Genomic DNA, 26,905 nt, shown 5'->3' on the forward strand with positions numbered 1-26,905 from the left:
GGGTCGGGCCGCGAGAGGGGGGCTGTCATGGGGCTGTTCGGGAACGCGCACACGGTCGATCCGATGTCGGCGCAGCGGGACTACGCGCGGCTCCTCGGGCAGGGGGAGCAGGTCCACGCCGCGTATCTGTTGATACGCGACACGATCCTGTTCACCGACCGGCGGCTCGTGCTCGTCGACAAGCAGGGGCTCACCGGGAAGAAGGTGGAGTACCACTCCATCCCGTACCGGAGCATCACGCACTTCTCCGTGGAGACCGCCGGGCATTTCGATCTCGACGCCGAGCTCAAGATCTGGCTCTCCGGGAGTGCGGCGCCGATCGAGAAGACGTTCACCAAGGGCGTGGACATCTACGAGGTGCAGGCCATCCTGACGCAGTTCGTCGCCCGGTAGCCGGCTCGGCGGAATCGTTTGCCCAGGATCTCCTACAGGTGCTGAATTTTATTCGGTCTCCTGGTGGCACAACAGGATCCTGTACCGTCGGCGCGAGGGGTTCCAGGGATGTGGGAGGAAGATCGCGTGGACGACACCGACCGGGCGCTCGTCCTGCGCTTGCAGCAGGACGCGGGTCAGTCGTACGCAGCCCTCGGCGCCGCCGTGGGGCTGTCGGCCGGGGCCACCCACGAGCGCGTACGCAAGCTGCGCGAGCGCGGGGTCATCCGGCGCACGACGATCGAGGTGGATCCCGCAGCCGTCGGGAGCGGCGTGCTCGCGTACGTGATGGTCGACTCCAACGCCTGGATGGGGGATTCGAAGGCGGCCTTCGAGGAGATCGCCGAGATCCAGGAGGCGCACGTCATCGCGGGGAGCGCCTCGGTCCTGGTGAAGGTGCGCACGGCCACGACCGGCCAGCTCCAGGACGTCCTGCGCCGCCTCTACGCCATCGACGGGGTCAGCGGTACGCACGCCACCGTCGTGCTGGACACCTTCTTCGAGCGGCCCCTCCCGCTGTGACCTGGCGGTGCACCGGGATCCGGTGGAACGACGGCGTCCCCGCCATCGGGTGGTACGCCGAGGGGCGGGGAGAGCGCAGCAGCCCGCTCGCGTACGGGCAGCGGCTCGCGTTCACGGCCCGCGGGGAGCGGCACTGCCTCGGCGTGCGGCGTGCCGGGAAGCGGACCCCGTGCCCCACGGGCGCCACCGTGCCCGGCCGGGCCGCGAACGCCCAGTGCCCCGAATGCGCCCGCCTGGACCGGTCGTTCTCGGTGGCCGCCGACACCAACGCCGCCGATCCGCGCACCTACCGCGTCTACCTGGCCTGGTTCGGGCCCGAGATGGTCAAGGTCGGCATCACCGCCGAGGAGCGCGGCCCGGCCCGGCTGCTGGAGCAGGGGGCGGTGACCTGGACCTGGCTGGGGCGGGGGCCGCTGATGGCCACCCGCCGCACCGAGGAACTGCTGCGGGCCGCCCTCGGGGTGCCGGACCGGATCGCGTACGCCCGCAAGCGCGCCGTACGGGGCCACCTGCCGGCGGCGGCCGACCGGGCCGGGGAGGTCGCCGAGCTGCACGCCCGGGCCGCGGCCCTGCCGGGGTGGCCGGAGTCGCTGGAGCGGCTGGAGTGCGAAACCGCCGATCACGCCGGGCTGTTCGGACTGGACGGGCTGCCCGCCCCCGCGCGGGTGGTCACCGCGATGGTCCCCGGCGGGGCCGTCGTGGGCCGGCTCGCCGGTGCGGCCGGTCCCGATCTGCACTTCGAGGACGGGCTCGTGGTGGACACCCGGCTGCTCGCCGGCTGGGAGCTCACCGGCCCCGCCGCGCAGGACACCACCGCCGTGCCGGTCGCCGAACTGCCGCCCCCCGCTGCCCCCGGCGGACAGGACGGGCTCTTCTGATCAGCGGGCCCCCGCCCGAAGACCGGCAGGGCGGCCAAGGTCAAAACTTGGATCCCTTTGGGCTTCCGGGCCCCCGTCCTGTGGACATGCCGGGGGCGCGCGGCCGAGGGTGGTGGCCATGAGCATCCAGCCCGTGCCCGCTTTCGAACCGCCGTACGTGATGGCGGTTTTCAGCAATGTCCGCACCCCTGACGACACCGGATACCCCGAAGTCCTCGACCGGATGAAAGAGATCGTGGCCGCGAACCCGGGCTTCCTCGGCTACGAGTCCGCCCGCACCCCCGGCGGCCTCGGCATCACCGTCGCCTACTTCCGCGACCACGAGTCCCTCGCCGTGTGGCGGCAGGACCTGGAGCACCAGGCGGCCATGAAGAAGGGCCGCGCCGACTGGTACGAGAGCTACACGCTGCACGTCGCGACCGTCGAGCGGAGCCACGGCTTTGCCCGCAACGGCTGACGTCGTCCGCGCCTTCCGGGAGCGGCTCGGGGTGCCCGGACTGGTCGACGTCCACACGCACTTCATGCCCGAGCGGGTCCTGGCCAAGGTGTGGGACTACTTCGACGCCTTCGGACCGCTGAACGGCGTCGAGTGGCCCATTACCTACCGGCACGAGGAGGAGCAGCGGGTCGCGCTCCTGAGGGAGTTCGGGGTCCGGGCCTTCACGTCCATGCTCTACCCGCACAAGCCGGCGATGGCCGCCTGGCTCAACTCCTGGTCCGCCGACTTCGCCGCGCGGACCCCCGACTGCCTGCACACCGCGACCTTCTTCCCCGAGGACGGGGCCGAGGCGTACGTGCGGCAGGCCGTCGAGGCCGGGGCCCGGGTCTTCAAGGCGCACCTCCAGGTCGGCGGGTACGACCCGAACGACGACCGGCTCGACCCGGTCTGGGGGCTGCTCGCCGAGGCGGGCATCCCGACCGTGATCCACTGCGGGTCGGGGCCGGTCCCGGCCAAGCACACGGGACCCGAGCCGGTCGCCCGGCTGCTGGCCCGCCACCCCCGGCTGCCCTTGATCGTCGCGCACATGGGCATGCCCGAGTACGCCGACTTCCTGGACCTCGCCGACCGGTACACCGCGGTGCGCCTCGACACCACCATGGCCTTCACCGACTTCTCCGAGCGGTTCCGCGGCTTCCCGCAGCCAGAGCTCGGGCGGCTCGCGGACCTCGGCGACCGGATCCTGCTCGGCACCGACTTCCCGAACATCCCCTACCCGTACGAGCACCAGCTGGAGGCCCTGGAACGGCTCGGCCTCGGCGACGACTGGCTGCGCGCGGTCTGCCATGACAACGGGGCCGGGCTGTTCCGCCTGGTCTGAGGGGCGGCCGGGCGGCTCCCGGGGTTTCTCAGGAAATTCACAGGTAGGGAAAAGAACGCTCTCAGAGGCCGGGGCCAGCGTGGTCGCATGACTGCGACGACCACCTCCCATGCGTCCACGTCCACCAGCAACCCGACGGCCCTCGTCCGGCCCGACGGCGGCCCCTGCCGGGTGCTCGTCGTCGACGACGAGGCCTCGCTCTCCGAGCTGCTCTCCATGGCCCTGCGCTACGAGGGCTGCGAAGTCCGCAGCGCGGGTGACGGGGCCGGCGCGGTCCGGGCCGCGCGGGAGTTCCGGCCGGACGTCGTGGTCCTCGACATCATGCTGCCGGACATGGACGGGCTCGCCGTCCTCGGACAGCTGCGCCGGGAGATCCCGCAGCTCCCGGTGCTCTTCCTGACCGCCAAGGACTCCGTCGAGGACCGCATCGCCGGACTGACGGCGGGCGGCGACGACTACGTCACCAAGCCGTTCAGCCTGGAGGAGGTCGTGGCCCGGCTGCGCGGCCTGGTCCGCCGCTCGGGAGCGGCGCAGGCCGCCCGCGGGGGCTCCGTCCTGGCCGTCGGCGATCTGCGGCTCGACGAGGACAGCCACGAGGTGTCCCGGGGCGGCCGGGAGATCCACCTGACCGCCACGGAGTTCGAGCTGCTGCGCTACCTGATGCGCAACCCGCGGCGCGTGCTGAGCAAGGCGCAGATCCTGGACCGGGTGTGGTCGTACGACTTCGGCGGCCAGGCCAACGTCGTCGAGCTGTACATCTCCTACCTGCGGCGCAAGCTGGAGAGCGGCCCCGGCTACCCGCCCATGATCCACACCCGGCGCGGCGCCGGCTACCTGATCAAGCCGGCCGAATAGTGGCCCTCCGCCTGCCGCGGCCGCTTCGCGCCTTCCGACCGCCCCGCCTCTTCCGCCCGGTCCGCTCCTGGTCCCTGCGGTCCCGGCTCGTCGTCTCGGCGGTGGCGCTGATCGCCGTGGTGGGCACGGCCATCGGGGCCGTCACCACCCTCGCACTGCGCTCGTACCTGGTCGACAAGCTCGACGACCAGCTGAGGGTCTCCGTCGAGATGGGCATCCGCAAGCCCCTCGGGGACAAGGTGATCCGCGACAAGGACGACAAGTTCGTCCTGGCCCCCGGGTCGCCGCTGGGCGCCGCCGGGATCCGGCTCCTCGCCGACGGCGCGGTGGCCAGCACGGCGCGCAGCGCCGCCATCGGTGGCCCCGGGTACGACCACATCCAGCGCCTGACCGAGGCCCAGACCACGGTCCTGGCCCGGGCAGCCCGCAAGGCCGCCGCCCACCGCATGCCCGGCCCCGTGGACCTGGACCTGCCGGACCTCGGGGCGTACCGGGTGCTCACCGCTCCGGACGGGAGCCTCGTCCTCGGCTTCCCGCTCGCCGAGGTCGACTCCACCGTGAGCACACTGATCGCCGTGGAGGTCTTCGTCACCCTCGCCGGGCTGATCGCGGCCTCCCTCGCCGGGCAGGCCCTGGTCGGGGTCGCCCTGCGTCCGCTGCGCCGGGTGGCGGCCACCGCGACCCGCGTCTCCGAACTGCCCCTGCACAGCGGTGAACCCGCTCTCCACGAGCGGGTCCCGGAGGCCGAGGCCGACCCCCGTACCGAGGTGGGCCAGGTCGGCGCCGCCCTGAACCGGATGCTGGGTCACGTCTCCTCCGCCCTCACGGCCCGCCAGCAGAGCGAGACCCGGGTACGGCAGTTCGTCGCGGACGCCAGTCACGAGCTGCGGACTCCCCTGGCCTCCATCCGCGGTTACGCCGAACTGACCCGCCGGGGACGGGAGGAGCCCGGTCCCGACACCCGGCACGCCCTGGGCCGCATCGAGTCCGAGGCGACCCGGATGACCGGACTCGTCGAGGACCTGCTGCTGCTCGCCCGGCTCGACGCCGGCCGCCCGCTCAGCTCGGCCGACACCGATCTCGCCCCGCTCGTCGTCGACGCCGTCAGCGATGCCCGGGCCGCCGGACCCGAGCACCACTGGCGCCTTGAGCTTCCCGACGAGCCCGCGCCCGTCCGCGCCGACCCGGCCCGGATCCAGCAGGTCTTGGTCAACCTGCTCGCCAACGCCCGCACGCACACCCCGCCCGGCACCACCGTCACCGCCCGTGTTTCACGTGAAACATCCGCAGTCCGGCTGCGGATCGAGGACGACGGGCCCGGCATCCCGCCCGCCCTGCTCCCCCACGTCTTCGAGCGGTTCGCCCGTGGCGACGCCTCCCGCTCCCGGGCCGCCGGCTCCACCGGCCTGGGGCTGGCCATCGTCGAGGCCGTCGTGACGGCGCACGGCGGACAGGTGGACGTCCAGAGCGAGCCGGGGCGCACCCGCTTCGAGGTACTGCTTCCGCTCGCCCCCGGCCAGCCCCCGAAGACGGGCCCCCGGAGGGACTCACGGACGGACGCGAAGACCGACGCGAAGACGGACTCACAGACGGGCCACAGGCTCACCACACAGCGGTGACAGCCCGCCCGGAGAGGGTCGGCACATGCGAACCGACACCTCCTCCGGCGCCCTTCCGGCACGGGCGCACCTCGCGCCCGTGCCCGGCGAGCCCGTACTCGACGTGGTGATCCCGGTCTTCAACGAGGAGAGGGACCTCGGCCCGTGCGTGCGCCGGCTCCACGACCACCTCACCCGTACGTTCCCGTACCCGTTCCGCATCACGATCGCCGACAACGCGAGCACCGACCGCACCCCCGAGGTCGCGGCCCGCCTCGCCGCCGACGTCGACGGCGTATGCAGCACCCGGCTGGAGGAGAAGGGCCGCGGCCGCGCCCTGCGGACGGTCTGGTCCCGCTCCGAGGCGCCCGTCCTCGCGTACATGGACGTGGACCTGTCCACCGACCTCAACGCGCTGCTGCCGCTGGTCGCCCCGCTCATCTCCGGGCACTCCGACCTCGCCATCGGCACCCGCCTCGCCCGCTCCTCGCGCGTGGTGCGCGGCGCCAAGCGGGAGTTCGTCTCCCGCGCCTACAACCTGCTCCTGCGCTCCTCCCTCGCCGCCCGCTTCAGCGATGCCCAGTGCGGATTCAAGGCCATCCGGCGGGAGGTCGCGGAGCGGCTGCTGCCGCTGGTGGAGGACTCGGGCTGGTTCTTCGACACCGAGCTGCTGGTGCTCGCCGAGCGGGCCGGGCTGCGGATCCACGAGGTGCCGGTGGACTGGGTGGACGACCCCGACTCCACCGTCCACATCGTCAGCACCGCCACGGAGGACCTCAAGGGCATGTGGCGGGTGGGTCGGGCGCTAGCCGTCGGCTCGCTGCCGCTCGACCGACTCGCCCGCCCCTTCGGCGACGACCCGCGAGACCGCAGTGCCCTGCCCGGAGTGCCGCGCGGGCTGGCCCGCCAGCTCCTCGGCTTCTGCGCCGTCGGGGTGCTGTCCACGCTCGCCTACCTCGCCCTGTACTCCCTCCTCCGGCTCGGCGCCGGATCGCAGCTCGCCAATGCCGGCGCCCTGCTGGTCTCCGCCGTCGCCAACACGGCCGCCAACCGACGGCTCACCTTCGGGGTCCGCGGCCGCGACCGGGCCGTACGCCACCAGGCCCAGGGCCTCGTCGTGTTCGGCGTCGGACTGGCCCTGACCAGCGGCTCGCTCGCCGCCCTCGGCGCCGCCACCGCCGACCCCTCCCACAGCACCGAACTGGCCGTACTGATCACGGCCAACCTCGCCGCAACCGTGCTGAGGTTCCTGCTCTTCCGCGCCTGGGTCTTCCCCGAGCGGCGCGCCACTCCCGCGAAGGACGCCACCTGATGACCACGGCCGTACCACCCATGGACTCCCCGTTTCCCGAACGCGCCCCGACCGCACCCCCCGCTCCGACCGGGTCGAGCGCCACCGCCGGTACCGCGCCCGCAGGACGCCCCCGCTGGGAGCGGCCCGCGTACGCGGCGCTCCTGCTGGCCACGGCCGTCCTGCTGCTGTGGAACCTCGGCGCCTCCGGCTACGCCAACTCCTTCTACTCCGCCGCCGTCCAGGCGGGCAGCGAGAGCTGGAAGGCCTTCTTCTTCGGCTCCTCCGACGCCGGGAACTCCATCACCGTCGACAAGCCCCCGGCCGCCCTGTGGCCCATGGCCCTGTCCGTCCGGCTGTTCGGGCTCGGCGGCTGGCAGATCCTGGTCCCGCAGGCCCTGATGGGTGTCGGCACCACCGCGGTGCTCTACGCCGCCGTGCGCCGCCATTTCGGGCCCGCGGCCGCACTGCTCAGCGGCACGGTCTTCGCGCTCACCCCGGTCGCCGCGCTGATGTTCCGCTTCAACAACCCGGACGCGCTCCTCACCCTGCTGCTGACCGTCACCGTCTACTGCGTCCTGCGGGCCCTCGACGGCGCCCACACCAAGTGGCTCGTCTGGGCGGGCGTCGCGGTCGGCTTCGCCTTCCTGACCAAGACCCTTCAGGCCTTCGTCATCCTGCCGCCGCTCGCCCTCGTGTACGCGGTCTGCGCGCCGACCCGGCTGCGCCGCCGGCTCGGTCAACTGCTGCTCGCCGGCGCCGTCATGGTCGTGGCCGGGGGCTGGTGGGTGGCGATCGTGGAACTCTGGCCCGCGTCCTCCCGCCCGTACATCGGCGGCTCGCAGAACAACTCCTTCCTGGAGCTCACCCTCGGCTACAACGGCCTCGGCCGGATCAACGGCGACGAGACCGGCAGCGTCGGCGGCGGTGCCCGCCCCGGTGGCGGTGGGGGCGGCGGGGGCTGGGGAGAGACCGGCATCGATCGGCTCTTCTCGGCCAACATCGGCGGACAGATCTCCTGGCTGCTCCCGGCGGCCCTCGTCATGCTCGTCACCGGACTCGTGATCACCTGGCGGGCCCGCCGGGCCGCCGACTCCCTGGAGGGCATGGCCCGGGCGGCGTTCCTGGTGTGGGGCGGCGCCCTGCTGATCACGGCGCTCGTCTTCAGCTACATGCAGGGCATCTTCCACGAGTACTACACCGTGGCGCTGGCACCCTTCGTGGCCGCGCTGGTCGGCATGGGCGTGGCCATGCTGTGGGAGGAGCGGGGCAGCAAGGCCGCCGCGCTCACCCTGTCCGGCACCCTCGCGCTGACCGCGTGGTGGTCGTACGTCCTGCTCGGCCGCTCCAGCGGGTACCTGCCGTGGCTGCGCTGGACCGTCCTCGTGGCCGGCCTCCTCGCCGCGGCCGGGCTGCTGCTCGGCGCCCGACTCGGCCGCCGGTTGGCGCTGGGCGCGGCGGGGCTGGGGCTGGCGGCCGCGCTGGCCGGTCCGTTCGCGTACTGCCTGACGACGGCGGACTCCACGCGCGGCGGGTCGATCGTGACGGCGGGGCCCGCGGTCTCGGGCGGCCGGGGCGGCATGGGCATGCGCTTCGGCGGCGGTGAACTCCCGCCGGGCGCGGCGTCGCAGGGGGCGCCGCAGGGCGGCCCGCAGCAGGGGCGGCAGGGCGGCGGTCCGCAGGGCGGGCCCCGGCAGTTCCGCGGCGGCCCGGGGTTCCCCGGTGGCCAGGGCTTCCCGGGCGGTCAGGGCGGTCAGGGGGCCGCCGGGGCGCGCGGTGCCCGCGGGGCGGAGAACTCCGCGGGCGGCCCCGGCGGCGGCTTCGGCGGCCTGCTGGGCGGTACGAAGGCCGACAAGGAGGCCACGGCGGCCCTGCGCAAGGACGCGGGGAAGTACACCTGGGCGGCGGCCGCCGTCGGTGCGCAGAACGCGGCGAGCTACCAGCTGGCCTCGGGCGAGCCGGTGATGCCGATCGGCGGGTTCAACGGCAGCGACCCGTCCCCGACGCTGGCCCGGTTCCAGGAGTACGTGCGCTCGGGCAAGATCCACTACTTCATCGGCGAGGGCGCCCGCGCCGGCGGCGAGGGGCAGACCGGACAGGCTGTGCGCGGTGGTCAGGGCGGTGGCCCGGGCGGCGGCACCAGCAGCGCCATCACGAGCTGGATCCAGGCCAACTACCGGTCCACGACGGTCGGCGGCGCCACCCTCTACGACCTGACCGCCCCCCTGAACGGCACGTCCGCCCCGTCCTGAACCCGCCGAAACGCGAGAGGCACCCTCTAGCATCAAGGGGGCGGACCGGGCATTCCGGGCTGATCCAGCTGTTGTGAGGAGGGTGCCTCCATGGTGACCGCGGCCGATCCCGGCGATACCCGGACCAGCGTGTGGCTGGCCCCCGGGCACACCGCACCCGCCCGGCGCCGCACTGAGGCGCCCTCCGGCCTCGACCGGGACCGGATCACCGGAGCCACCGTCCGGCTGCTCGACGCCGAGGGACTGGCCCGGTTCTCGATGCGGCGGCTCGCGGCCGGCCTCGGGGTCACCGCGATGTCCCTGTACTGGTACGTCGACACCAGGCACGATCTGCTCGAACTCGCCCTGGACCGGGCCCTGGGCGAGCTCCCGCTGTCCCGTACCACCGCCCCGGCCGAGCCGCCCGCCCCGGTGCACGAGGGCTGGGCCGGCCGGCTGCGGTCGCTGGCCTGCGGCTACCGGCGACTGCTGGCGGAGCACCCGTGGGTGGCGCCGCTGACCGCCGCGTACCCGAACATCGGCCCGCACGCGCGGGCCTTCGACTCCGCCCTGCAGAGGGTGCTCGACGCCACGGGTCTGGCAGGTGGCCGCCGGACCGGCGCACACCTGGCGGTTTCGCAGTTCCTGCACGGCTGCGGGGGCGCCGCCCGGCGGGCGCCCGACGGGGACTTCGTCCTCGCGCTCGACGTCCTGATCGCGGGCATCGAGGCGCAGGCCGCCGCCCGGCCGGCCCGGCCGGCCCGGCCCGCCCGGCCGAGGACGTAGAAGACCCCCGCCGGGCGCCGCTCCCGGAGGAGGGGCGGCCCGACGGGGGCCTGCGGATACCGCTCGGTGCCGCTATTCCGCCGAAGCCACGGCCGGCGCGGGAGCCGAAGCCGAAGCCGGAGCCGTGGACGCCGACGCCGTCGGGGCGTGGGCGGCCGGCTTGGACTTCAGGGCGACCTCCTTGATGAACAGCACCAGGACGAGCGAGAGCAGCGCGAACGGCGCCGCGTAGAAGAAGACGTCGCCGACGCCGTGGCCGTACGCGGACTCGACGACCGTCCGGAACGGCGCGGGCAGCTTGTCGAGGTCGGGGATCCCGCCGCCGGCGGTGCCGCCGTGGCCCATCGCCGCCGCCTTCGGGCCGAGTGCGGCCAGCCCGTCCTTGACGTAGTGGGTGACCCGGTTGGCCATGACCGCGCCGAGAGCCGAGACGCCCACGGCGCCGCCGAGCGAGCGGAAGAAGGTGACGACCGAGCTGGCCGAGCCGAGGTCCTCGGGGGCCACCTGGTTCTGCGTGGCGAGGACGAGGTTCTGCATCATCATGCCGAGACCGAGGCCGGTCAGTGCCATGTAGATCGCGATGTGCCAGTACGGGGTGTCGTACCGCAGGGTGCCCAGCAGCCCGAGGCCGGCCGTCAGGAGGACGCCGCCGGAGACGAGCCAGGCCTTCCACTTGCCGGTCTTGGTGATCACCTGACCGGAAACCGTGGAGGAGACGAAGAGGCCGCCGATCATCGGAATCGTGAGGATTCCGGACATGGTGGGGGACTCGTTGCGGGCCAACTGGAAGAACTGGCTGAAAAACACCGTCCCCGAGAACATCGCGATGCCGACGAACAGGGAGGCGGCCGAGGCGAGGGTGATGGTCTTGTTGCGGAACAGGCGCAGCGGGATGATCGGGTCGCTCGCCCTGGACTCGACGAGGATGAAGAGCAGGCCGAGTACGACGGCGCCGCCGGTCATCGCCGCGGTGGTCCAGGAGATCCAGTCGTACGAGTCGCCGGCCTGCGTGACCCAGATCAGGAGCAGGGACACGGCCCCGCTGATCAGGAACGCGCCGAGCCAGTCGACCTTGACGTCGCGGCGGACGACCGGGAGGTGCAGGGTGCGCTGGAGGACGATCAGGGCGATGATCGCGAACGGCACGCCGACGTAGAAGCACCAGCGCCAGCCGAGCCACGAGGTGTCGGTGATGACGCCGCCGAGCAGCGGGCCGCCGACGGTGGCGACGGCGAAGACCGCGCCGAGGTAGCCGCTGTACCGGCCGCGCTCGCGCGGCGAGATCATCGCGGCCATCACGATCTGGGCCAGGGCGGAGAGGCCGCCGACGCCGATGCCCTGGACGACGCGGCAGGCGATCAGCATGCCGGTGTTCTGGGACAGGCCCGCGACCACGGAGCCGAGGACGTAGATCACCAGGGATATCTGGACCAGCAGCTTCTTGCTGAAGAGGTCGGACAGCTTGCCCCAGAGCGGGGTCGCAGCGGTCATCGACAGCAGGGCGGCCGTGACGACCCAGGTGTACGAGGACTGCGTGCCGCCGAGGTCGCTGATGATCTGGGGCAGGGCGTTGGAGACGATCGTGGACGACAGGATCGCCACGAACATGCCGAGCATCAGCCCGGACAGCGCCTTCATGATCTGCGGGTGGGTCATGGGGGCGGGGGAGCCGGAGCCGGGGGTGGACGCGGGGTCGGACGTGGTCTCCGACCGGCTGCCTCCCTGCGCACCGGTGGGTGCGGTGGTCGCCATGTGGTTCCTTTGTCTAGAAGCTCGATCGGAGCCGGGTCAGCAAGGTGTTGAGTACGTCGATGTCGTGGGGGGACCAGTCGGCCAGGGCCTTCTCCAGTGCGCCGGTGTAGCGGGCGCCGAGTTCGGCGAGGAGGGCGTGCCCGGCCGGGGTGAGCCGCAGGATGCGGCAGCGGCCGTCGCCGGGGTCGGTGTCGCGGGTGATCCACCCGCGGTCGGCGACGTGGGCGACGTGGCGGCTGGTCACCGAGATGTCGATGGCCATGAGGTCGGCGAGGCGGCTGAGCCGTATTTCCCCGTGGCGGTCGAGCAGGGTGAGGACGGCGGCGGAGCCGGGCGGGCAGTCCGCGGGGAGCAGGCGGGCCAGGTCGCGCTTGACGGCGCCGATGCCGGTGAGCTGGCGGGCCAGTTCCTCGTAGCGGCTGGTGGGGGCGTGTTCCGCGTGCGGCGCCGGTGGTGCAGGGGGCGCTTGTAGCGTCCGGGTTTCGGTGGTCATGGGGCTCCCCCCTCCCTTTCCTCGTATCCCGATGTTGTTGCTTAGGGCAACCATAGAAGCGATTGGTTGCTACAGGCAAATGAATGGGGGGGTGGGGGCGGTAAAGGAATCGGAAAACCCGCTAGGGTCCTGAGGCATGGCTGCGAACCACAACTCACAGGGACCCGAGGGCAACTACGACCCCGCGGGCAGCACTCAGATGTTCCGGGCGTTCGTCGAAGAGGCGGCGCCGACCGGGCCGGGCCCCGCGGTGCAGGGGTCTCGGCGGCGGCAGGCCGCACAGGGCTCGGGGTCGAAGACCGGACTGTGGCTGGGCGTCGGGATCGCCGCCCTGGTCCTGATCGGGGTGGTGGCCTGGCTGGCTCTGTAGCCGGCCGCGCAGTGCCGGGACGGGCAGGGCGCCCGGGACGGGCGGGTCGGGCAGGGCAGTCGGGGCGGGCAGGGCGGCCGGGGCGACCGGCGCGACCGGGGCGGGCGGGACGGCCGGGGCGACCGGGTCCTGCGCGACCGGAGCGGGCAGGACGGCCAGGGCGACCGGGTCCGGTGCGGCCGGGGCCGGTGCGGCTCCCCGGCGGACCGGATTCGCCCAGGCGCCGTCAGCTCCAGGTGGCCGTGGCCTTTCGGGTCTCCACGTGCATGCCCAGGGGCACTCGCCAGGATTCGACGCAGACCGGGTAGGTCTGCGTCTTTGCCGCGCCCCCGGGGATGGGGGCGGGCAGGGGCTGGGTCGTGGTGATCGTGGCCCAGTCGATGCCGAGCGCGCCGATGACGTGCGTCGAGAACGTGACCGTGCCGGACGTGGCCGGTTTCGTTCCCGTGTTGGTGAACGCCACCGTGACCTTCTCGCACCAGCGGTCCGCCGTCTGGGTGCGGACGGGCGGGCCCAGGGTCAGCTGCGCCGGAGTGGCCGGGGGTGTCGTCCCCGGAGCGGGTCCGGGGGGTTTCGAGGCCGGCGGGGCCTGCGTCGGCGGGCCCGAAGGCTGCGGGCCCGAAGTCTGCGGGCCTTGGGCCGGCGGGGGCTGGGGCGGCTGCGCGGTCCCGGGCGTGGTGGCCGTCGATCCGCCTCGGGCGGAGGCCGCAGGGCTGCCGCGGTCCGGAGTACCGGGCGACGTACTCCCTGTCGGGGGAGGCGGGTCGTCGCTCAGCCGCCGGAGCTCCACCGGGGACTGCGGCGGCACGTTGTCGCCCGCCCGGCGTTCCGGCGCCGCGGCCACGGCGCCCGCGGCGGCGTAGCCGTCACGTGCCGGGCCGCCGCACCCCGTCAGGCATGCGGCGGCCAGAGAGCAGCACAGGGCGATGAGGGTGAGCGTTCGGCGGTCCACTCGCATCGCCGTAGTTTTGCTGACGTTGCGTCAGGTGTGAACCCCTCGTCCGCGGCTACTCCCCGATCAGGCCCACCCGCAGCTGTGCCAGCGTGCGCGTCAGCAGCCGGGAGACGTGCATCTGGGAGATGCCGACCTCCTCGCCGATCTGCGACTGCGTCATGTTCGCGAAGAACCGCAGCATGATGATCTGGCGTTCCCGGGGCGGGAGTTTGGCGAGCAGCGGCTTCAGCGACTCGCGGTACTCGACGCCCTCCAGCGCGGTGTCCTCGTACCCGAGCCGGTCCGCGAGCGAGCCCTCGCCGCCCTCGTCCTCGGGAGAGGGCGAGTCGAGCGAGGAGGCGGTGTACGCGTTGCCCACGGCGAGGCCGTCGACGACGTCCTCCTCCGACACCCCGAGTACGGCGGCCAGTTCCGGCACCGTCGGCGAGCGGTCGAGCTTCTGGGCGAGCTCGTCGCTGGCCTTGGTGAGGGCGAGGCGCAGCTCCTGGAGGCGGCGCGGGACGCGCACGGACCAGGAGGTGTCCCTAAAGAATCGTTTGATCTCGCCCACGACGGTCGGCATCGCGAACGTCGGGAACTCCACGCCGCGTTCGCAGTCGAACCGGTCGATCGCCTTGATCAGGCCGATCGTGCCGACCTGGACGATGTCCTCCATCGGCTCGTTGCGGCTGCGGAAGCGGGCGGCCGCGTACCGCACCAGCGGCAGGTTCAGCTCGATCAGGGTGTCGCGTACGTACGCACGTTCGGGGCTGTCCACGTCCAGGGCGGCAAGTCGCTGGAAGAGGGAGCGGGAGAGGGTGCGGGTGTCGATGGCTTCCGAGCGGACAGGCGCTGCAGGCACAACAGGCGCTGCAAGTGCTGCCGGCGCTGCGCTCTTTTCGAGCGTGAGCACCTTGGAGCTGCCCTGGTCTACGGACATGCCACCCCCTTGAGGTCGCGGACGGTCGCGTACGGCGCGCCCGTCGGAGGAACGCAGCCTCCACCTGAATACCGGAGGCGGGGCTGCGGCAAACGCGGTTCCAGCAGAATGTCACATGTCGGCAACACGCTGTAGCGCCAAGTCGACATATATCTCCAGCGACAGAGCGGAATGAGCCCATTCTGTGGGGAAACGGCGGAGCGGGTTCCACCCGTTCCGGCTACGCCTCGATCCTGTTTGCGGATCGGAGCCGGGCGAAGCTGCGGGCGAGCAGTCGCGAGACGTGCATCTGGGACACGCCGAGCTCCGCGCTGATCTGGGACTGCGTCAGATTGTTGTAGTACCGCAGCAGCAGGATCCTTTGTTCACGCTCGGGCAGCTGTACGAGGAGGTGGCGGACGAGGTCGCGGTGCTCGACCCCGGCCAGCTCCGGGTCCTCGTAGCCGAGGCGGTCCAGCAGCCCCGGCAGCCCGTCGCCCTCCTGGGCGGCCTCCAGTGAGGTGGCGTGGTAGCTGCGGCCGGCTTCGATGCAGGACAGCACCTCGTCCTCGGTGATCCGCAGCCGCTCGGCGATCTCGGGCGTGGTGGGCGTGCGCCCGTGCAGGGTGGTGAGGTCCTCGGTCGCCGCGTTCACCTGGACCCACAGCTCGTGGAGCCGGCGCGGCACGTGGACGGTGCGGACGTTGTCGCGGAAGTACCGTTTAATCTCGCCCACCACGGTGGGCATGGCGAACGTCGGGAACTGCACCCCGCGGTCCGGGTCGAACCGGTCGATCGCGTTGATGAGGCCGATCGTGCCGACCTGGACCACGTCCTCCATCGGCTCGTTGCGGCTGCGGAAGCGGGCGGCCGCGTACCGGACGAGCGGAAGGTTCGCCTCGATGAGGGCACCGCGCACCCGGTGGTGCTCGGTCGTCCCCGGCTGAAGGCCCTTCAGCTGGCCGAACAGGACCTGGGTGAGGGCCCGGGTGTCCGCGCCCCGGCTCTGCGGCCTCGGGGGCGCTGGAGGCTCCTCAGGGGGCTCCTGCTGGGGTGGCACCTGAGGCGCAGTACTGGCCGGCACGGTCACGCCACCCCTTCATGTCAACTCATCCGTCAAAAGCGGTCATAGCATCACAAGACATGTGCACTGTGTGCAAGCACCGTATATCGCCGTGTTGAGGGCAAGTTGGGCATAATGGGGTGTTTTGGGTGCGGGTATTGCGGGGGCGCGGGAACGCGAAAGCCCCCCACCCGTCGGAGTGGGGGGCCGGTCGTTCGGAAGGCCGCGTCAGCGTACGGGTTCAGCGCACCAATTCGGTCATGAACGCGCCGATGCCGTGCGCTGCGTCCGATATCCCCTGGAAGCCTATTTTGACGATGTCGGCCGCTTTGACCGGCTGGGTGATGATCACGAAGAGCACGAACACGACGAGCCCACTCATGATCATCTTCTTGGTGTCCACGAGCGGTGTCGGCCTCCCCAACCGGTCCTGCTAAGTCCGGTGAGTCTAACCGTTCGTCTTCGGACACTCACCTGGCCTTTATGGACCAATGACCCGGCGGTCCGGGCCCTTTGCCGCGATGAGGGAGGGCGCGGGTGGCGCAGTATGGAAGGCGAGCCCACCGGTTCTGGCAGGAAACCGGTGGGTGAGGGACAGGACCTCACTGCGGGGTCCGAGCCGCAAGCTTCGCCCTGACTGCGGTTCGGACTGGCAGGTTCCGTCCTCGTCGGGGGAAGCGGGTTGTCCCCCCGATGCCGCTTCCCCCGTCCGTACGTCGAAGGCCCCGACCCCGGTCGGGGCCTTCTTCGGGTGCTGCGGCCCTTCGAGGCCCTCAGGGTCTCTTGGGGGCTTTCCGGGGCTTTCCGCCCGGCCTCCTCGGCTACTGGATGGCGCCGAGCAGGCCCAGGACGGGCGCCACGGGGGCGATGACGGGTGCCAGGTCGTTCGGCAGGTCCGTCAGCCGGCCGAGCTTGTTCACCTCGGTGAGCTTCCCGCCGATCTCCCGGACGGAACCGGGCGTGGCCCCTTGCGGCATGCCCGGGGCGGCCTGCGGCAGGTCGGGGAGGGTGATCGGGACCGCGGGGGCGGCGGAGGCGGCGGGAGCGGCGAGGCCCGCTGCGGCCCCCGCGAGGGCGAAGGCGGCGAGCATGCGCTGGGTCTTGGTCATGCCGTGACAACGGCCGAGCGGGGCCCCGGTCACGCGGACGTCATCCGTAAAGACGCGGCGGATCACGCCGGCAAAAACGCCGAGAGCCCCGTCCCTTGCGGGGCGGGGCTCTCGAACGAAGCGGTAGTGGAGGGATTTGAACCCCCGATGGGTTGCCCCATACTCGCTTTCGAGGCGAGCTCCTTCGGCCACTCGGACACACTACCGAGATGGATCCTAGCCTAAGGATCGGCATCAAATGAAATCGATGCCGCCGAGCCTCCTCAGCGGTCGCGGAAGAAGTCCGTCAGCTGCCGCGCGCACTCCTGCGCGAGCACGCCGCGGATCACCTCCGGGCGGTGGTTGAGCCTGCGGTCCCGTACGAGGTCCCAGAGCGACCCCGCGGCGCCCGCCTTCTCGTCGTCGGCGCCGTAGACGACCCGGGCCACCCGCGATTGCACGAGCGCGCCCGCGCACATCACGCACGGCTCCAGGGTCACCACGAGGGTGCACCCCGGAAGCCGCCATTCCCCGAGCCGGGCGGCCGCCCGGCGCAGCGCCAGCACCTCGGCGTGCGCCGTGGGGTCGCCGGTGGCCTCGCGCTCGTTGTGCCCGGTGGCGAGGAGCTCTCCGTCCGGGCCCAGCACGACGGCGCCGACCGGCACGTCGCCGGCCGGCACCGCCCGGGCGGCCTCCTGGAGCGCCAGGCGCATGGAGTCCCGCCACGGGTCCCGTAAGGGATCGGGGCCGTGCAGGGGGTGGTGCGTGGCGATCACTAGCGGACGGCCTCCAGCACCTCGGTGGCGCCGAGGGACTCGGCGATCTCCGAGAGGGCGTCCCCGTCGAGGGTCATCAGTTGTTTGTTGCTGACGCCGAGATCGTCCAGCAGCCGGGGGTCGCCGAGCGGGCCGGCGGGTACCGGTTCCGCGCCGGGCGGGTCCTCCTCGTCCTCGTCGTCGGCACCGGTGAACGCGGCGATCGTGTCCTCCTCGCCGTCCTCGGTGCCGTCCAGGTCCAGTTCGTCGAGTTCGTCGTCCTCCTCGTCGCTGCCCAGCAGCTCGTCGGTCAGCATCGAGCCGTAGGAGCTGCGGGAGGCCGCGGAGGCGTTCGACACGAAGTACCGCGGGTCCTCCTCGCCGTCCACGCGGACGACGCCGAACCAGGCGTCCTCCTGCTCGATGAGGGCGACCACCGTGTCGTCGTCGACAGCGGCGGCACGGGCGAGATCGATCAGATCACTCAGGGACTCGACGTCGTCGAGTTCCATGTCGCTCGCTTCCCACCCGTCTTCGGTGCGCGCGAGCAGTGCGGCGAAATACACCGTGACTCTCCCACTGGTCATAGGCGTGCCGGTTGGAGGTCCCCCCGGCCGGAGGTGGGGAGGGTTGGAACGGCTGTCCTGCTCGCCGTTTCGTGCCCCGCCCAATCGGCATCGTGGCAGAAAGCGCGGCTTTGCGAGAGGTCTTCGGCGCTTGCGTCGTTCCGCGCCGTGCGCTCAGCGGGTTGTACGGGGGCCGCTGCGGCGCGCTGCGGCGGCCTCGCGGCACGCACGGGATCCCGGCCGGCTCCTCGGCGCGGCGCCGCCCGGGCGACCCGCTCCCGGGCCCGCCCCCGACCGCCGCCGGGCCCGCGGGCGGTCACCAGCGGAAGGTGCGCATGCGCATCTGCTGGCGCATGCGGGCGGCGCGGGCGCGGCGGGGCTGGACGCGGTCGCGCAGGGCCTGCGCCTCCATCAGGTCGCGCAGGAACTGCGCGCGGCGCGCCCTGCGCTGCGCCGCCGTCTCCGGCTGCTGCGGCGTGTCGTTCTCTCGGCTCGGCTGCGTGTCGGGCATCCGCCACCACCCCGGCTGGTCCGGTCGTCCTCCTCCGCCGGCGCGAAGCAGACCCCCCGCATCCCACCTTCCCCCGGATGGCGCGATTGATGCCACCCCTTCGCAGCTCAGAAGGGTTGCCACGGTGCTGCTACGCGCCGTCCGACAGCGTCGGGACCACCGCCACCGGGCCGTGCGCGTGGTGGAGCACCGCGTGGGCCACCGAGCCGATCATCAGGGACCCGACGCTGCGCCGCGGGTGGTGGCGGCCGACCACCACCAGGGCCGCCGACCGGGAGGCCGTCACCAGGCGCTCCGCCGCGTCTCCCGGGACCGCAGCCTGCTCCACCGGCACCTGCGGCCACCGGGCCCGGAACGGCTCCAGCCGCTCCGTCTGGGAGCGCAGCATCTCCCGCTCCGCCGGCACCGCGTCCCCGTCGTCGGCCAGGCCCTCCGGCGGGATCACCTGGAAGGGGTTGTCCACCGCCATGGTCGGCGCCGGGGGGATCGCGTACGCCGAGACCACCTGGACGGTGGTCCCCCGTGCGGCCGCCTCGGCGAAGGCGAAGGCCACCACGTCGTCCGCCGTCTCCGCTGCGTGCAGGCCGAGCACCACGCGCCCGCCGGACGGCCCGGCCCCGGCCTCGGCGCTGCGCGCCGCGTGCGGGACCACCACCACCGGGCACGCCGCCGTCGAGGCCACGGCGCGGCTGTTCGAGCCGAGCAGCAGGGCCGCGAAGCCGCCGCGGCCCCGGGAGCCCATCACCAGCATCCGGGAGTTCTCCCCGGTCATGCGCAGGGCCTCGGGCACGGAGCCCTCCAACGACTCGTACCGCACGTCGGCCGGGAGCTCGGCGGCCCGGGCGAGGATCGCCTGTACGTCTTCGCCGACGGGGTCGGCGTACTCCGCCGGCTGCGAGGGGTCGGCGAGGGAGGAGCGGCGCGCCGCGTACAGCTGGGCGCTGTCGGGCAGCACGTGCGCGACCACGAGCCCGGTGCCGTGCCGGAGCGCCTCGGTCCGCGCCCATTCCAGCGCTCTGAGGCTGTGCTCGGATCCGTCGACCGCCGCGATCACCGGTGCGTTGCTCATCAGTCCAGCGTGCTGGGCCTCCGGGCGGGCCGCATCCCCGGGACGCCGGCAGCACGTCCGCAGGGCGTCCGGAGCCGATGCGCAGCCGATCCGCGGCGGATCCGTGGGCGCGGGTGCCGGTTCGGACGCAGGGGGGTGCGCGCACCGCGTAGCCTTTTGACCGTGGGTCGCGAAAAAGTGCGGCCGTTTTTGCAGGTCGCAGGTCGAAACCCGGCAGCTGAGCCTTGGAGGATGTTGTGCGTTTGCAGGTCGTCGATCACCCCTTGGTGGCGCACAAACTGACCACCCTGCGCGACAAGCGCACCGACTCCCCCACCTTCCGTCGGCTCGCCGACGAGCTGGTGACCCTCCTCGCGTACGAGGCCACCCGCGACGTGCGCACCGAGCAGGCCGACATCGTCACGCCCGTCGGCCCGACCACCGGCGTGAAGCTCTCGCACCCCCGCCCGCTGGTCGTGCCGATCCTGCGCGCCGGCCTCGGCATGCTGGACGGCATGATGCGGCTGCTGCCGACCGCCGAGGTGGGCTTCATGGGCATGGTCCGCAACGAGGAGACCCTGGAGGCCTCCACGTACGCGACGCGCATGCCGGAGGACCTCTCCGGGCGGCAGGTCTACGTCGTCGACCCGATGCTCGCCACCGGCGGCACGCTCGTCGCGGCGATCCAGGAACTGATCAAGCGCGGCGCCGACGACGTCACCGCCGTGGTGCTGCTGGCCGCGCCCGAGGGTGTCGAGGTCATGGAGCGCGATCTCGCGGGTACCCCGGTGACGGTCGTGACGGCCGCGGTGGACGAGCGGCTCAACGAGCACGGCTACATCGTTCCGGGCCTGGGCGACGCGGGCGACCGCATGTACGGCTCGGCCGAGTAGGACCCGCCGGCCCGCCGCCGGCACGAAACAGCCGGCCGCCTCTTTCCGAGGCGGCCGGCTGTTTCGCGTTCAGCAGGTCTTGGCGGGTGCGGGCTGCGGGTTGGCCAGCAGGTACAGCTCCTTGTCCGCGGCCTCCTTCGGACTGAGCTCCTTGAAGGCGTCGCCGAGGATCAGGTCGATGTCCGAGCCCTCGCGGGCGTCGGTCTGCTGGGTGTCGCCTTCGAGCTGGGTGCCCAGCACGGAGAAGGCGGCCTTGTCGGTCTTGGGCGAGCCGATCAGTATCCCCGTCCCGGGGACCTTCTTGTCGAAGTCGGCGGGCGCGTTGCCGACCTTGCCGACCGTGAAGCCGCGCTTCTTCAGCTCGTCGCCGACCGCCTTGGCGAGCCCGGCGCGCGGGGTCGCGTTGTAGACGTTGACCGTGATCTCGCCGGGTTGTGGCAGGGCCACGGCCGGCTTGGCGGCGGCGGGGCTGGCGGCCGCCGCGGCGCCCGCCCTGGGCTTCGGGGTGGCGCAGTCCTTGCCCGCGGCGCTCTGGTGTTTGCCGGAGCCGCCCTCGCCGCGGAACACGTTCATGAGCTGCACGGATCCGTAGCCGAGCAGGGCCAGACCGAGGACTGCTCCGAGCACGGTGAAGACAATGCGGCGGCGGCGCCGCGGTCGCCTCATGCGGGGGTAGGCCGCTCCCGTGACGCGGTACTTTCCGCCCATGCCGGGGGGAGTGAGCATGCTCATGGGCGCAGCGTAATACCGCCCGCCTGCGATGCCCACCAAATGATCTGTTGATAGGGCAAGACCGACCCGAAAGGCGCAATTCCCGCGAACCGGAAACCCAAGCGGCGCCCGGGCAGGAGCGTTTCTCGGGCTCGCCTACGGCGTGTTCGGGCTCAGTAGTCCATTTCGAGTACGCGAGCGTGCAGGACCTGGCGCTGCTGCAGGGCCGCGCGCACGGCACGGTGCAGCCCGTCCTCCAGGTACAGGTCGCCCTGCCACTTCACGACGTGGGCGAAGAGGTCCCCGTAGAACGTCGAGTCCTCGGCGAGCAGCGTTTCGAGGTCCAGCTGCCCCTTGGTCGTCACCAACTGGTCGAGCCGGACCGGGCGCGGGGCGACATCCGCCCACTGCCGGGTGGTTTCCCTGCCGTGGTCGGGGTACGGCCGCCCGTTTCCGATGCGCTTGAAGATCACACGGAAAGCCTACCGGGCCGGTGCCTGCGGGCGCAGCCTTGCCAAGCCGGTGCAAAAGTGGCAGCCAGGGCTATTTCGGGAGTGATGATGAGCGAGAGCACCGACCCCGCGTCCCCGGCGGACCAGATCGCCGCCGGGTACGCCCTCACCGGACCCGCGCTCGAGCTGGGTGCCCTGCTCTGGGACGGCGCCTGCCTGCCGGAGCGGCAGATCCGCATCCCGCTGTCGATGCTCAACCGCCACGGCCTGGTCGCGGGCGCCACGGGCACCGGCAAGACGAAGACCCTCCAGCTCATCGCCGAGCAGCTGTCGGCGGGCGGTGTCCCGGTGTTCCTCGCCGACATCAAGGGGGACGTGTCCGGGATTTCGGTGCCGGGCACGGCCGACGAGAGGATCGGGGAGCGGGCGAAGGAAGTCGCCCAGCAGTGGGAGGGGACCGGATTCCCGAGCGAGTTCTATTCGCTGGGCGGAATCGGACCGGGCATTCCGGTACGGGCCACCGTGACGGCTTTCGGTCCGGTGCTCATGTCGAAGGTGCTCCAGCTCAACCAGACCCAGGAGCAGTCGCTCGGCCTGATCTTCCACTACGCCGACACCAAGGGACTGGAGCTGATCGACCTCAAGGACCTGCGGGCGGTCGTCGCCTTCCTCGTCTCCGACCAGGGGAAAGCCGAGCTCAAGGGCATCGGCGGGCTGTCCACGGTGACGGCGGGGGTGATCCTGCGCGCCCTGACCGCCTTCGAACAGCAGGGTGCCTCGGAGTTCTTCGGCGAGCCGGAATTCGACACCGGTGAATTCCTGCGGACGGCCGCCGACGGGCGCGGGCTGGTCTCCGTACTGGAACTCCCGGCGGTCCAGGACAAGCCGCAGCTCTTCTCCACCTTCCTGATGTGGCTGCTGGCCGACCTCTACGGCGACCTGCCGGAAGTCGGGGACCTGGAGCGGCCGAAGCTCGTCTTCTTCTTCGACGAGGCCCACCTGTTGTTCAACGGCGCCTCGAAGGCGTTCCTGGAGTCCATCACCCAGACCGTGCGGCTGATCCGCTCGAAGGGCGTCGGCGTCTTCTTCGTGACGCAGACCCCCAAGGACGTGCCGGCGGACGTGCTCGCACAGCTCGGCAACCGGGTGCAGCACGCGCTGCGCGCCTTCACCCCGGACGACGCGAAGGCGCTGAAGGCCACGGTGAAGACCTTCCCGAACTCCGCGTACGACCTGGAGGAGCTGCTGACCCAGCTTGGGACGGGCGAGGCGGTGATCACCGTACTCAGCGAGAAGGGCGCCCCGACCCCGGTGGCGGCCACCCGGCTGCGCGCCCCGCAGTCGCTGATGGGCCCGATCGACGCGGCCGCCCTCGACGCGGCGGTGAAGTCCTCGCTCCTCTACTCGCGGTACGCGGAGCCGGTCGACCGCGAGTCGGCGTACGAGAAGATCAGCGCCGAGCAGGCTGCGGCCGAGGCGGCGGCGGAGGCGGCCGCGGCCGAGGCGGCGGCCGAGAAGCAGGCCAAGGAGGCCGCGAAGGCGGCGCGCAGCGCCCCGAAGCCCGATCCGTCGCTCGCCCAGCAGGTGGTGGGGAGCGGGCTGTTCCGCTCGCTGGCCCGGTCCGTCGGCACCCAGTTGGGGCGGGAGATCTCGCGGTCGCTGTTCGGGACGGCGAAGCGGCGCAGATGAGGGCCGCGGCGTCTGCGGCGTGCCGCCCGCCCGGCGTACGTGACGGATTCCGGCGGCCGGATGCGCCGCCGGGGTGCCGCCGGAGCCTCCGGCGCTGACAGACTTCGCCCCATGCGGACCGAACTCACCGACACCACGTCCAGCAAGATCGACCGGGCTCTGCTCGATGCCCGCCGGGCCATCGGCAGCCCCACGATGGGCCTGGTGCTGACGCTCGTCATCGCCACCGACGAGGAGAACGCGTACGACGCCGTCCGTGCGGCCTCGGAGGCCTCGCGCGAACACCCCTGCCGCATCATCGTGGTGATCAAGCGCACCTCGCGCGGCTCGCACAAGCTCCGCCAGACCCGGCTCGACGCCGAGCTGCGGGTCGGATCGGACGCCGGGACGGGGGAGCTCGTGCTGCTGCGGCTGCACGGGGCGCTCACCGGGCAGGCGGGCTCCGTGGTCCTCCCGCTGCTGGTGCCGGACGCGCCGGTGGTGGTGTGGTGGCCGGCCGACGCCCCCGCCGACCCTGCCCGCGATCCCCTCGGCGCGCTCGCGCAGCGACGGATCACGGATGCGGAGGCCGTCGCCGACCCGGTGGCGGTACTGGACCGTCAGGCCGCCGCGTACGCCCCCGGGGACACCGACCTCGCGTGGACCCGGCTGACGCCGTGGCGGGCGCTGCTGGCCGCTGCGATGGACCAGAAGCCGCTGCCGGTGACGGGCGCGGCGGTGGAGAGCGAGGCCGACAACCCGAGCGCCGAGCTGCTGGCGCGCTGGCTGCAGGACCGGCTCGGGGTGCCGGTGGAGCGGGTCACCACGGACGGGCCCGTGATCACCCGGGTCCGGCTCGCGACCGCGGCGGGCGAGATCACGGTGGACCGCCCCGACGGGGCGCTGGCCACGCTGATGCTGCCGGGCAGCCCCGACCGCAAGGTGGCCCTGAAGATCCGCAGCAAGGCCGAGCTGATCTCGGAGGAGCTGCGCCGCCTCGACGCGGACGAGGTCTACGCGTCGGCGCTCCGCAGGGGTGCGGCCCCGTCCCCGGCTTCGGCCCAGGCCCCCGCCGCGCTCTAGGCGCCCTTGTCGGCCTTTTCGGCCTTGTCGGCCTTCGCGGTCTTCTCGGCTTTGGCGGCGGCCTTCATCTCCTGTTTGTGCGCCCGCACCTTGGCCAGGGACTCCGGCCCGGTGATGTCCGCCGCCGAGCGGTAGACGTTCGCCGGGCCGTAGCCGCCGGCCGCCTCGCGCCACCCCTTGGGCCGCACGCCGAGCTGCTTGCCCAGCAGCGCCAGGAAGATCTGGGCCTTCTGCTCGCCGAACCCGGGCAGTTCCCGGAGCCGCTTCAGCAGCTCGTCCCCGGTCCGCACGTCGCGCCAGACGGCCTCCGCGTCCCCGTCGTAGTGCTCCACCAGGTACGCGCACAGCTGCTGCACCCGCTTGGCCATCGACCCGGGGTAGCGGTGCACGGCCGGCTTTTCGGAGAGCAGCGCGGCGAAGGCCTCGGGGTCCTGGGCGGCGATCGCATGGGCGTCCAGATCGTCGGCCCCCATCCGCCGGGCGATCGTGTACGGGCCCGAGAACGCCCACTCCATCGGCACCTGCTGGTCGAGCAGCATGCCGACGAGCGCGGCGAGCGGGCTGCGGCCGAGGAGCTCGTCGGCCTCCGGCTGCTGGGCCAGCCGCATCGTGATGTCCATGGACCCAGCCTCCCGCGTGGCCGCCTTCCCCGCGCGGTCGGCGCACCGCGGGCCTAGCGTGAGAACCGCGCAAAAGCGACCCACGACACAAACCACGACACACGCACGAGGACACAGGAGTCGATCGATCATGGCTGAGTTCCCGGAAGGCGCTCCGTGCTGGGTGGACGCGATGTTCAAGGACGTGGAGGGCGCCAAGACCTTCTACTCCGACGTGCTGGGCTGGACCTTCGGTGAGTCGTCCAGCGAGTACGGCAACTACACGCAGGCCTACTCCGACGGCAAGGCCGTGGCGGCCGTCGTCCCGCCGATGCAGGGCGGCGAGGCCCCGTCGCAGTGGTGTCTGTACTTCGCCTCGCCGGACGCGTCGGCCACCGCCGAGAAGATCAAGTCGGCCGGCGGCGAGCTGATGATGCAGCCGATGCAGGTCGGCACCTTCGGCACGATGGCGATCGCCAAGGAGCCGAGCGGAGCGGTCTTCGGCGTCTGGCAGCCGGGCGAGCACAAGGGCTTCGAGAAGATCGGCGAGCCGGGCGCGTACGCCTGGGCGGAGGTCTTCACCCGCGACCCGGCCAAGGCGGACGGCTTCCTCTCGAAGGTCTTCCCGTACTCCGCCCAGAAGATGGAGCCCGGCGACGACCCGGAGGCGGCCGGGATGGACTTCAAGGTCTTCAGCGTCGGCGGCAGCGGGAACCCGGTCCTCGGCCGGATGAGCATGGGCGACGAGTTCCCGGCCGAGATCCCCCCGTACATCCAGGTCTACTTCTCGGTCCCGGACTGCGACGAGGCCGTGGCCAAGGCCAAGAAGCACGGCGGCAAGCTCCACTTCGGCCCGATGGACAGCCCCTTCGGCCGCTTCGCGGCGGTGACGGACCAGCAGGGCGCGGCGTTCGCCGTCATCGACATGTCGAAGACGACGGGCGAGATGCCGAAGATGTCGGACGCGTAGCCGACCCCCTCCGGTCGGGGCGGGGCCACCCGGCGTGGGCGGCGCCGCCCGCCCGCGCCGTCATAAGGGGGTGCAGCCCTTGCAGGTGCCGGGGGTGGGGGCGCGGAAGGCGCGGTCGCACTTCCCGCAGGTCTGGAAGGGGTCCGGCGGGATGAACGCCGGGCCGCGCCGGAGGGGCGCCAGGAGGGGCGGGAGCTGGGCCGTCAGGCGGTGGGCGATCAGGCCCGCCGGGTTGCGGAGGCGGTCCGGGAGGTTCGCCGTCAAGGCGCCGGTCACCGCGCGGTGGTCGGCCCCGCGCTCCAGCCAGGCCTCGACGCCGCCCGTGAGGCGTCGGACGTCCCGGGCGCCGAGGAGCAGGCGCGGATCGACCCGGCGGAGCTCCGCCAGGACCTCCTCGGCCAGCTGCCGACGGGCCGGGTTGTCGGGGTTGCGGGGCACCGGGAGGGCCGCCGGGGGCTGCGGCGGCGGTGCCGGTTCGGGGGCGGGGGCGGAGGCGGGTTCGGGGGCGGGTTCGGGGGCGGGTTCGGGCTCCAGGGCGGGCTTCGGTTCCGGGGCAGGTTCCGGTTCCGGGGCGCGTTCCGGCTTCGGCTCGGGGTTCCGCCCGGGCTTTCGCTCGGGTGGGGTGACGGCCTCGGGTTCGTTGTAGAACACCGTACGGGTGACGATCTGCCCGTTCGGGAGCTTCTCCGGGAGCCGCCTGAGGTACCCGTACGCCTCCAGCTCGCGCAGCGCCTTGCCGATCGCGTTCTCCCCGAGGGGCAGCTGCCCGGCCAGGGCTTTCACGCCGACCGGGGTGCCCGGGGGCACCGACTGGATGTACGTACCGAGGGCCCGCGCCTGCATCGACAGGTGGGGATGCCGGATCAGGTCGTTGCTGACGACCGTGAAATTGCGGGTCTGCCGGACGTTGGCGTGTTGAACGCCGTACGTGCTGCGCGAGGGCGCGTTAGAGTGCTGGGAAGCCATTGGGAAGCTGGATCCTTCTCGTGGTCAGGCCCTCGTCGGGATTGCGAGTCCCGGCGGGGGCCGTCCTGTGCCCGGAGTTGTCGCGGCGAGCATATGCCAGGCAACCGGCATGAAATCCAGCTGAGTTGGGACCATTCACCCGTGTGAGTGAG

Annotated in this window: 30 protein-coding genes and 1 tRNA gene; 15 read left to right on the forward strand and 16 right to left on the reverse strand. The window is 72.4% G+C overall.

All coding sequences use genetic code 11. The features are described from left to right. The first annotated feature begins 27 nt into the window (after positions 1-27). The 10 genes from ACIBAD_RS23820 to ACIBAD_RS23865 all read left to right on the forward strand — a co-directional run bounded on the left by ACIBAD_RS23820 (position 28) and on the right by ACIBAD_RS23865 (position 9,912). Positions 28-393, forward strand: a complete 366-nt coding sequence (locus ACIBAD_RS23820) for a PH domain-containing protein (protein WP_053692457.1) — start codon at positions 28-30, stop codon at positions 391-393. 126 nt (positions 394-519) lie between these two features. Continuing rightward, positions 520-954, forward strand: coding sequence for an Lrp/AsnC family transcriptional regulator (locus ACIBAD_RS23825; RefSeq protein ID WP_134073016.1), 435 nt, complete (start codon positions 520-522; stop codon positions 952-954). Continuing rightward, positions 951-1,832 (forward strand): DUF2797 domain-containing protein, encoded by an 882-nt coding sequence (locus tag ACIBAD_RS23830; RefSeq protein ID WP_398908278.1) that lies wholly within the window; start codon positions 951-953, stop codon positions 1,830-1,832. The genes ACIBAD_RS23825 and ACIBAD_RS23830 overlap by 4 nt, the downstream gene beginning before the upstream one ends. A 118-nt stretch (positions 1,833-1,950) precedes the next feature. Beyond that, the gene (locus ACIBAD_RS23835) at positions 1,951-2,289 is read left to right on the forward strand and encodes an antibiotic biosynthesis monooxygenase (protein ID WP_166682069.1); all 339 of its coding nucleotides are present in this window, start codon (positions 1,951-1,953) and stop codon (positions 2,287-2,289) included. Further along, positions 2,273-3,151 (forward strand): amidohydrolase family protein, encoded by an 879-nt coding sequence (locus ACIBAD_RS23840; protein ID WP_134073020.1) that lies wholly within the window; start codon positions 2,273-2,275, stop codon positions 3,149-3,151. The genes ACIBAD_RS23835 and ACIBAD_RS23840 overlap by 17 nt, the downstream gene beginning before the upstream one ends. 87 nt (positions 3,152-3,238) lie before the next feature. Next, entirely contained in the window at positions 3,239-4,006 is a 768-nt protein-coding gene (locus tag ACIBAD_RS23845; RefSeq protein WP_053692462.1) for a response regulator transcription factor, read from the forward strand. Positions 4,007-4,017: 11 nt separating this feature from the next. Further along, positions 4,018-5,625 carry a HAMP domain-containing sensor histidine kinase gene (locus ACIBAD_RS23850; RefSeq protein WP_134074493.1) on the forward strand — a complete coding sequence of 536 codons (1,608 nt, stop codon included), beginning with the start codon at positions 4,018-4,020 and terminating at the stop codon, positions 5,623-5,625. 25 nt (positions 5,626-5,650) lie between these two features. Beyond that, positions 5,651-6,916, forward strand: coding sequence for a bifunctional glycosyltransferase family 2/GtrA family protein (locus ACIBAD_RS23855; protein WP_134073022.1), 1,266 nt, complete (start codon positions 5,651-5,653; stop codon positions 6,914-6,916). Next, a complete protein-coding gene (locus ACIBAD_RS23860; protein WP_134073024.1) occupies positions 6,916-9,147 on the forward strand; it encodes a glycosyltransferase family 39 protein in 2,232 nt (743 codons plus the stop codon). The genes ACIBAD_RS23855 and ACIBAD_RS23860 overlap by 1 nt, the downstream gene beginning before the upstream one ends. Positions 9,148-9,237: 90 nt before the next feature. Then, on the forward strand, positions 9,238-9,912 hold the full coding sequence (locus ACIBAD_RS23865) for a TetR/AcrR family transcriptional regulator (RefSeq protein WP_398908279.1): 675 nt from the start codon (positions 9,238-9,240) through the stop codon (positions 9,910-9,912). 72 nt (positions 9,913-9,984) lie between these two features. Here ACIBAD_RS23865 and ACIBAD_RS23870 read toward each other — a convergent pair whose 3' ends face one another. Both ACIBAD_RS23870 and ACIBAD_RS23875 read right to left on the reverse strand, forming a co-directional pair. Further along, positions 9,985-11,664, reverse strand: coding sequence for an MDR family MFS transporter (locus ACIBAD_RS23870; protein WP_398908280.1), 1,680 nt, complete (start codon positions 11,662-11,664; stop codon positions 9,985-9,987). A 13-nt stretch (positions 11,665-11,677) separates the two neighbouring features. After that, the gene (locus tag ACIBAD_RS23875; RefSeq protein WP_398908357.1) at positions 11,678-12,070 is read right to left on the reverse strand and encodes a MarR family winged helix-turn-helix transcriptional regulator; all 393 of its coding nucleotides are present in this window, start codon (positions 12,068-12,070) and stop codon (positions 11,678-11,680) included. Positions 12,071-12,293: 223 nt separating this feature from the next. On the opposite strand from ACIBAD_RS23875, the gene ACIBAD_RS23880 reads away from it, so the two are divergent. Next, the gene (locus ACIBAD_RS23880; RefSeq protein ID WP_134073030.1) at positions 12,294-12,527 is read left to right on the forward strand and encodes a hypothetical protein; all 234 of its coding nucleotides are present in this window, start codon (positions 12,294-12,296) and stop codon (positions 12,525-12,527) included. A gap of 226 nt (positions 12,528-12,753) precedes the next feature. Here the strand turns inward: ACIBAD_RS23880 and ACIBAD_RS23885 are convergent, their stop codons facing one another. From ACIBAD_RS23885 to ACIBAD_RS23930, 10 genes are all read right to left on the reverse strand, one after another. Next, complete coding sequence (locus ACIBAD_RS23885) at positions 12,754-13,485, reverse strand: hypothetical protein (RefSeq protein ID WP_134073032.1); 732 nt, start codon at positions 13,483-13,485, stop codon at positions 12,754-12,756. Between the two features lie 49 nt (positions 13,486-13,534). Then, complete coding sequence (locus ACIBAD_RS23890) at positions 13,535-14,401, reverse strand: RNA polymerase sigma factor SigF (RefSeq protein ID WP_134073034.1); 867 nt, start codon at positions 14,399-14,401, stop codon at positions 13,535-13,537. Positions 14,402-14,621: 220 nt separating this feature from the next. Beyond that, the gene (locus ACIBAD_RS23895) at positions 14,622-15,464 is read right to left on the reverse strand and encodes an RNA polymerase sigma factor SigF (RefSeq protein ID WP_134073036.1); all 843 of its coding nucleotides are present in this window, start codon (positions 15,462-15,464) and stop codon (positions 14,622-14,624) included. A 220-nt stretch (positions 15,465-15,684) separates the two neighbouring features. Further along, positions 15,685-15,846, reverse strand: a complete 162-nt coding sequence (locus ACIBAD_RS23900; RefSeq protein ID WP_165937499.1) for a hypothetical protein — start codon at positions 15,844-15,846, stop codon at positions 15,685-15,687. A gap of 418 nt (positions 15,847-16,264) precedes the next feature. After that, positions 16,265-16,552 carry a hypothetical protein gene (locus ACIBAD_RS23905; protein WP_134073038.1) on the reverse strand — a complete coding sequence of 96 codons (288 nt, stop codon included), beginning with the start codon at positions 16,550-16,552 and terminating at the stop codon, positions 16,265-16,267. 121 nt (positions 16,553-16,673) lie between these two features. Next, positions 16,674-16,758 (reverse strand) — tRNA-Ser (locus ACIBAD_RS23910). A gap of 57 nt (positions 16,759-16,815) precedes the next feature. Continuing rightward, positions 16,816-17,307, reverse strand: a complete 492-nt coding sequence (gene tadA, locus ACIBAD_RS23915; protein WP_398908281.1) for a tRNA adenosine(34) deaminase TadA — start codon at positions 17,305-17,307, stop codon at positions 16,816-16,818. Beyond that, on the reverse strand, positions 17,307-17,852 hold the full coding sequence (locus ACIBAD_RS23920) for a hypothetical protein (protein ID WP_134073042.1): 546 nt from the start codon (positions 17,850-17,852) through the stop codon (positions 17,307-17,309). Before ACIBAD_RS23920 ends, tadA begins: the two co-directional genes overlap by 1 nt. A gap of 316 nt (positions 17,853-18,168) precedes the next feature. Then, on the reverse strand, positions 18,169-18,363 hold the full coding sequence (locus ACIBAD_RS23925; protein ID WP_053692472.1) for a hypothetical protein: 195 nt from the start codon (positions 18,361-18,363) through the stop codon (positions 18,169-18,171). Between the two features lie 130 nt (positions 18,364-18,493). Beyond that, on the reverse strand, positions 18,494-19,432 hold the full coding sequence (locus ACIBAD_RS23930) for a universal stress protein (RefSeq protein WP_398908283.1): 939 nt from the start codon (positions 19,430-19,432) through the stop codon (positions 18,494-18,496). A 236-nt stretch (positions 19,433-19,668) separates the two neighbouring features. Here ACIBAD_RS23930 and upp point away from each other — a divergent pair, with 236 nt between their 5' ends. Then, the gene (gene upp / locus ACIBAD_RS23935) at positions 19,669-20,304 is read left to right on the forward strand and encodes a uracil phosphoribosyltransferase (protein WP_030160225.1); all 636 of its coding nucleotides are present in this window, start codon (positions 19,669-19,671) and stop codon (positions 20,302-20,304) included. A gap of 69 nt (positions 20,305-20,373) precedes the next feature. On the opposite strand, the gene ACIBAD_RS23940 is transcribed toward upp, so the two are convergent. Then, entirely contained in the window at positions 20,374-21,036 is a 663-nt protein-coding gene (locus ACIBAD_RS23940; protein WP_134073044.1) for a LytR C-terminal domain-containing protein, read from the reverse strand. Between the two features lie 152 nt (positions 21,037-21,188). Further along, positions 21,189-21,488, reverse strand: a complete 300-nt coding sequence (locus tag ACIBAD_RS23945; RefSeq protein WP_030160221.1) for a type II toxin-antitoxin system VapB family antitoxin — start codon at positions 21,486-21,488, stop codon at positions 21,189-21,191. Between the two features lie 84 nt (positions 21,489-21,572). On the opposite strand from ACIBAD_RS23945, the gene ACIBAD_RS23950 reads away from it, so the two are divergent. Next, entirely contained in the window at positions 21,573-23,156 is a 1,584-nt protein-coding gene (locus ACIBAD_RS23950; RefSeq protein WP_398908284.1) for a helicase HerA-like domain-containing protein, read from the forward strand. Between the two features lie 111 nt (positions 23,157-23,267). Then, positions 23,268-24,218 carry a glucose-6-phosphate dehydrogenase assembly protein OpcA gene (gene opcA / locus ACIBAD_RS23955; RefSeq protein WP_398908285.1) on the forward strand — a complete coding sequence of 317 codons (951 nt, stop codon included), beginning with the start codon at positions 23,268-23,270 and terminating at the stop codon, positions 24,216-24,218. Here the strand turns inward: opcA and ACIBAD_RS23960 are convergent. Then, entirely contained in the window at positions 24,215-24,838 is a 624-nt protein-coding gene (locus ACIBAD_RS23960; protein WP_134073050.1) for an HhH-GPD-type base excision DNA repair protein, read from the reverse strand. The genes opcA and ACIBAD_RS23960 overlap by 4 nt on opposite strands. Positions 24,839-24,968: 130 nt before the next feature. Between ACIBAD_RS23960 and ACIBAD_RS23965 the strand changes: the two genes are divergently transcribed. Next, a complete protein-coding gene (locus tag ACIBAD_RS23965; RefSeq protein ID WP_398908286.1) occupies positions 24,969-25,787 on the forward strand; it encodes a VOC family protein in 819 nt (272 codons plus the stop codon). Between the two features lie 60 nt (positions 25,788-25,847). On the opposite strand, the gene ACIBAD_RS23970 is transcribed toward ACIBAD_RS23965, so the two are convergent. After that, entirely contained in the window at positions 25,848-26,753 is a 906-nt protein-coding gene (locus ACIBAD_RS23970; protein WP_398908287.1) for a helix-turn-helix domain-containing protein, read from the reverse strand. Between the last annotated feature and the right edge of the window lie 152 nt (positions 26,754-26,905).

Origin of the sequence: Streptomyces sp. NPDC051109 (genome assembly GCF_044455885.1) — a bacterium.
Classification (GTDB): Bacteria; Actinomycetota; Actinomycetes; order Streptomycetales; family Streptomycetaceae; genus Streptomyces.